Annotated in this window: 7 protein-coding genes; 6 read left to right on the plus strand and 1 reads right to left on the minus strand. The window is 65.8% G+C overall.

The window, feature by feature from the left end; all coding sequences use genetic code 11:
* The first annotated feature begins 1 nt into the window (after position 1).
* From infC to VKI00_RS18460, 4 genes are all read left to right on the plus strand, one after another.
* Positions 2-601 (plus strand): translation initiation factor IF-3, encoded by a 600-nt coding sequence (infC, locus tag VKI00_RS18445; protein WP_324439889.1) that lies wholly within the window; start codon positions 2-4, stop codon positions 599-601.
* Positions 602-624: 23 nt separating this feature from the next.
* Complete coding sequence (rpmI, locus tag VKI00_RS18450; RefSeq protein ID WP_324439890.1) at positions 625-819, plus strand: 50S ribosomal protein L35; 195 nt, start codon at positions 625-627, stop codon at positions 817-819.
* A 65-nt stretch (positions 820-884) separates the two neighbouring features.
* Positions 885-1274: a 50S ribosomal protein L20 gene (gene rplT, locus VKI00_RS18455; RefSeq protein ID WP_324439892.1), complete on the plus strand. Its 390-nt coding sequence runs from the start codon at positions 885-887 to the stop codon at positions 1272-1274.
* Positions 1275-1305: 31 nt separating this feature from the next.
* On the plus strand, positions 1306-2085 hold the full coding sequence (locus VKI00_RS18460; protein ID WP_324439894.1) for an RNA methyltransferase: 780 nt from the start codon (positions 1306-1308) through the stop codon (positions 2083-2085).
* On the opposite strand, the gene VKI00_RS18465 is transcribed toward VKI00_RS18460, so the two are convergent.
* Complete coding sequence (locus tag VKI00_RS18465; protein WP_414687235.1) at positions 2082-3158, minus strand: oxygenase MpaB family protein; 1077 nt, start codon at positions 3156-3158, stop codon at positions 2082-2084. The two genes, VKI00_RS18460 and VKI00_RS18465, sit on opposite strands and share 4 nt — an antisense overlap.
* Positions 3159-3383: 225 nt before the next feature.
* Here VKI00_RS18465 and VKI00_RS18470 point away from each other — a divergent pair, with 225 nt between their 5' ends.
* Both VKI00_RS18470 and VKI00_RS18475 read left to right on the plus strand, forming a co-directional pair.
* Positions 3384-4319, plus strand: a complete 936-nt coding sequence (locus VKI00_RS18470) for an adenylate/guanylate cyclase domain-containing protein (RefSeq protein WP_414687234.1) — start codon at positions 3384-3386, stop codon at positions 4317-4319.
* Between the two features lie 6 nt (positions 4320-4325).
* Positions 4326-4898: rhomboid-like protein (locus VKI00_RS18475; protein WP_324439900.1), on the plus strand; the 573-nt coding region annotated here is incomplete at its 3' end.

Below are 4898 nucleotides of genomic sequence, written 5' to 3' on the forward strand. Positions count from 1 at the left end.
CATCAGCACTGAGACCCGCGTCAACGAGCGCATCCGCGTACCTGAAGTCCGTTTGATCGGCCCGGGAGGGGAGCAGGTAGGCATCGTGCGCATCGAAGATGCCCTCCGCGTCGCCGCGGATGCCGATCTCGACCTTGTCGAGGTTGCGCCAAACGCCAGGCCACCGGTCTGCAAGATCATGGACTACGGCAAGTTCAAGTATGAGGCGGCGCAAAAGGCGCGCGAGTCTCGCAAGAACCAGCAACAGACCGTCGTCAAAGAACAGAAATTGCGACCCAAGATCGACGACCACGACTACGAGACCAAAAAGGGCCACGTGATCCGTTTCCTGGAGGCGGGATCGAAAGTCAAGGTGACCATCATGTTCCGCGGACGTGAGCAGTCGCGGCCCGAGCTGGGCTACCGGCTGCTGCAGCGCCTGGGCACCGACGTCGCCGACTACGGATTCGTCGAGACGTCGGCCAAGCAGGACGGACGCAACATGACGATGGTGTTGGCACCGCACCGCGGCGCGAAGACTCGTGCGCGTGCGGCCCAACAGGCCAGCGGCCCTACGCCCCAGCCCGCACCCGACAGCGACACCGAACCATCGCCGAACTGATACAGACAGAGGACTGAAGACAGATGCCCAAGACCAAAACCCACAGCGGCGCGTCGAAGCGATTCCGGCGCACCGGCACCGGAAAGATCATGCGTGAGAAGGCCAATCGCCGGCACTTGCTCGAGCACAAGTCGAGCACCCGAACGCGACGGCTGGAGGGGCGTACCACGGTGTCCGCCAACGACACCAAGCGAGTCAACAAGTTGCTCAACGGCTGACCAGCGACCGTAACGAAGGCAACGGCGTAACCACCCTTACGCCCAGACGACGATAGGAACACCCCATGGCACGCGTAAAGCGGGCGGTCAACGCCCAAAAGAAGCGGCGCACCATTCTGAAGGCCTCAAAGGGTTATCGCGGCCAGCGATCCCGCCTCTACCGCAAAGCCAAAGAGCAGCAACTGCATTCACTGAACTACGCCTACCGCGACCGCCGTGCGCGCAAGGGCGAGTTCCGCAAGCTGTGGATCTCGCGGATCAACGCGGCGGCCCGCGCCAACGACATCACCTACAACCGGCTTATCCAGGGCCTCAAGACCGCCGGCGTGGAGGTCGACCGCAAGAACCTCGCCGAAATCGCCGTCAGCGATCCGGCGGCGTTCACGGCGCTCGTCGGTGTCGCTAAGGCCGCGCTGCCCGACGATGTCAACGCGCCCTCCGGAGAGGCTGCCTGACCCCGTCCAACGGTTGAAGACGTAGCACCCGGTGCTCACCGAACGATCGGCCCGGGTGGTCGCTGCGGTCAAGCTGCACCGGCAGGTCACCCGCCGCCGGGAGCAGCGCTTTCTGGTGGAAGGCGCGCATCTGGTCCAGGCCGCGTCCGGGCGCGGCCTGGTCCGCGAGATTTTCGCAACCGAGGCGGCCGCGCAACGGTACGCCGTTCTGCTCGGCGGGCAAGACGCGACGGTCAACCTGGTGACTGACCGCGCTGCAAAAGCCTTGTCGGACACCGTCACTCCGGCCGGCCTGGTGGCGGTGTGCGAGCTGCCGCGGCTCGGCCTTGACGATGTGTTGGCCGGCGAACCCGGCCTCGTCGCGGTAGGGGTCGAAATCGGTGAGCCAGGCAACGCCGGCACATTGATCCGCATCGGCGACGCGATGGGTGCCGCAGCGGTGATCTTCGGCGGACACAGCGTCGACCCGTACAACGGCAAATGCCTTCGCGCGTCAGCCGGCAGCGTCTTCTCCATACCGGTCGTCGTCGCGCCGGATGCCGGCGCGGCGGTCACCGCGCTGCAGGCTGCCGGGCTGCGGGTACTGGCCACCACGGTGGACGGTGAGCTGTCCCTTGACGACGCCGAGCTCGCCGGGCCGACGGCGTGGCTGTTCGGGGCCGAGGCGCACGGCCTGTCACCTCGGCTGGCCCAGCAGGCCGACAACCGGGTGGCCATTCCGCTCTCCGGGGGTGCACAAAGCCTCAATGTGGCTGCGGCGGCTGCGATATGTCTCTACCAGAGCGCACGAGCTCGGCGGGCAAAGCCCTAGGCGGCCTTGCCTCGACCCCGCGCCGGCCGCAGTCCGGCCAGCGAGAAAGTGGTGTGCACCAGCGACCCGGCACGCTCGATGATGTTTTTGGGCAGCGGCCTGCGCGGCGGGAAGTAATGCATCGGCAGCCCGCGGCGGTCGCGCGGCGGCGCCACGAAGCTGGGTGCCTCCACCAACGGGGCATCGACGGAATCCCGGCCCGCTGCACGTCGATAGGCGGCCAGCGCACGCGGATGCAACCGGATCTCGTCGGGCACCGCCAGAAACGCGAGCTCGACCATTTTGCCGAACAGCCGCAGCACCACTTCGTCTCCCGGCGTCCACCGCATGCCGGCCTTCTCCCGAACGGCCGGCTCGAACAGCCCGGCGGCGATCCAGCGTTGACCCGCTACCAGCGGTTTGAACAGCTGGTCCCATACCGGGGTGGGCATCAGCACGAATTTCGGCTTGGGAATCCGGATTTGGAAGATGTCGAGGGTGGCCTGATTGATCTCCAGCTCATCGCGGCACACCCGTTGCCAGTACTGCTGGAAGTCCTCCCACGAGTTGGGCACTGGCCGCATGCTCATCCCGTACATCCGGTACCACTGCACATGTTCATCGAACAGCTGGCGCTTCTCGGCTTCGGTCAACCCGCCGCAGAAGTACTCGGCGACCTTGATCACCAGCATGAAAAACGTCCCATGGGCCCAGTAGAACGTCTCCGGGTTCAACGCGTGGTAGCGGCGGCCGGTGGCGTCGACTCCCTTGATGGTGTGGTGGTACTGCTTGATCTGCTCGCCGGTCGTCGCCGCGCGGTTCCCGTCGTAGACGACGCCCATGATCGGATACACCGAGCGCGCAACGCGTTGCAGCGGTTCACGCAACAGGATCGAGTGCTCCTCGACGCCGGCGCCCAATTCCGGATACATGTTCTGGATGGCGCCGATCCACACGCCCATCATTCCGGTGCGCGGGTCACCGAAATACTTCCACGTCAGCGAGTCCGGGCCCAACGGAGCGAGCGGAACCGGTCTCTTTTCGCGCTGCTCGACCGTCTGGGGCTGAGCAGACGTCGTCGACAGCGGCGTCATCGGCGTCATGGTCATCACCGCCCTCCTGGTCCTGATGAGCGATGGGTCTCACGATAATGTTGACAACACACGTTGTCTACGATTTCGGCACGCGTCGCGACACGCTGTTACCGACTCTCGACCGGTACGTCGTAAGCGTGTGATCAGGTGGTTTGGTAGCGACGGTGGCGTACAGCACGACGTCGGTCGTTGCCGGTCTGTCCCGACACCACCTACCCTGACGCTGTGGAACTCGGGCCCCAGCCAGCGTCCGGCGAGCCCGAGCAAACGGCGACCACGCCGGACTTGCCTGATTCGCGACAGCGTTCTGCGGTGCACAGTGCCGCGGAGTGGCTGCGCAACACGAACCAGAGCCCGAACGTGATCAAAATGATCCGGCGGGCCCGCCGCGCGCTGCCTGGCGATCCCGAATTCGGCGATCCACTGTCAACGGCCGGCGAGGGCGGGCCGCGCGCGGCCGCGCGGGCCGCGGGCCGGCTGCTGGGCGAGCGCGGCGGGGCGTCGCGCGAGGTCGGTCTCGGCGCGCTGCAGGTTTGGCAGGCACTGACAGAGACGGTCTCCCGACGCCCGGCACACCCAGAGGTGACGTTGGTTTTCACCGATCTGGTGGGTTTCTCGACGTGGTCGTTGCAAGCCGGAGACGACGCGACCCTCAAGCTGCTGCGGCAAGTAGCGCGGGCGATTGAACCGCCGCTGCTGGACGCCGGCGGGCACATCGTCAAGCGGATGGGCGACGGCATCATGGCGGTGTTCGCCGATCCACTCGTGGCCGTGGCTGCGGTGCTGGTCGCCAAGCGGGCATTGAAATCGGTCGACGTCGACGGCTACAAACCGCGGATGCGGGTCGGTATCCATACCGGGCGCCCGCAGCGGCTCGCCTCCGATTGGCTCGGGGTCGACGTCAACGTCGCCGCCCGGGTGATGGAGCGCGCGACCAGGGGTGGACTAATGGTGTCGGGCACGACGCTGGACCAGCTCTCGCAAGCGGATTTGGAAGCTTTGGGGGTCACCGCCAAACGCGTGCACCGACCGGTTTTCGCAGGTAAAACCCCCGGACTGCCGCCCGACTTGGCCATCTATCGGCTCAAGGCCACCGCCGAAACTGTCAGGGACTTGTCAGGTTCGGGTAACGCAGATGACGAAAATCCCAAGGCAAAATAGATGGCGATGATATTCCGCCTATTGTCGCCGCTCGGGCGCGTCCGGATCACGCTGGGCTACGCGCTCGTTTTGGTGACTGTCAGTGCTGTGCTCGTGGAGCTCGGTCCGCGGGTGCGTGCGCACGTCATCGCACTGGCCAGCACCAACCTGCACAACCTGGCCCATGGTCATGTGGCGACCCTGTTCGGTAGCGCGTTCGTCACCGACGCCGGCCCGATCTGGTTCTGGTTACCCTGCTTGGTTTGTCTGCTCGCCCTCGCCGAGCTGATGTGGCGCAGTGGTCGATTAGCGTTGGTGTTCGTCACCGGCCATGTCGGTGCGACGTTGCTGGTCGCGGTGGGACTGACGGCGGCAATCGAACTCGGCTGGTTGCCGCTGTCGATCTCACGCGCCAGCGATGTCGGCGTGAGCTATGGCGCCCTGGCGGTGCTGGGAGCGCTGACTGCGGCCGTCCCTCGCCGCTGGCGGCCGATCTGGCTCGGTTGGTGGCTCCCCGTCGGGATCGTCGCCGCGATCTTGAACGACGATTTCACCGACGTCGGGCACTCCATCGCATTGGCGCTGGGCATGCTGGTCTCC

It is taken from the genome of Mycobacterium sp. (assembly GCF_035314665.1).
In the GTDB taxonomy this organism is placed as follows: Bacteria; Actinomycetota; Actinomycetes; order Mycobacteriales; family Mycobacteriaceae; genus Mycobacterium.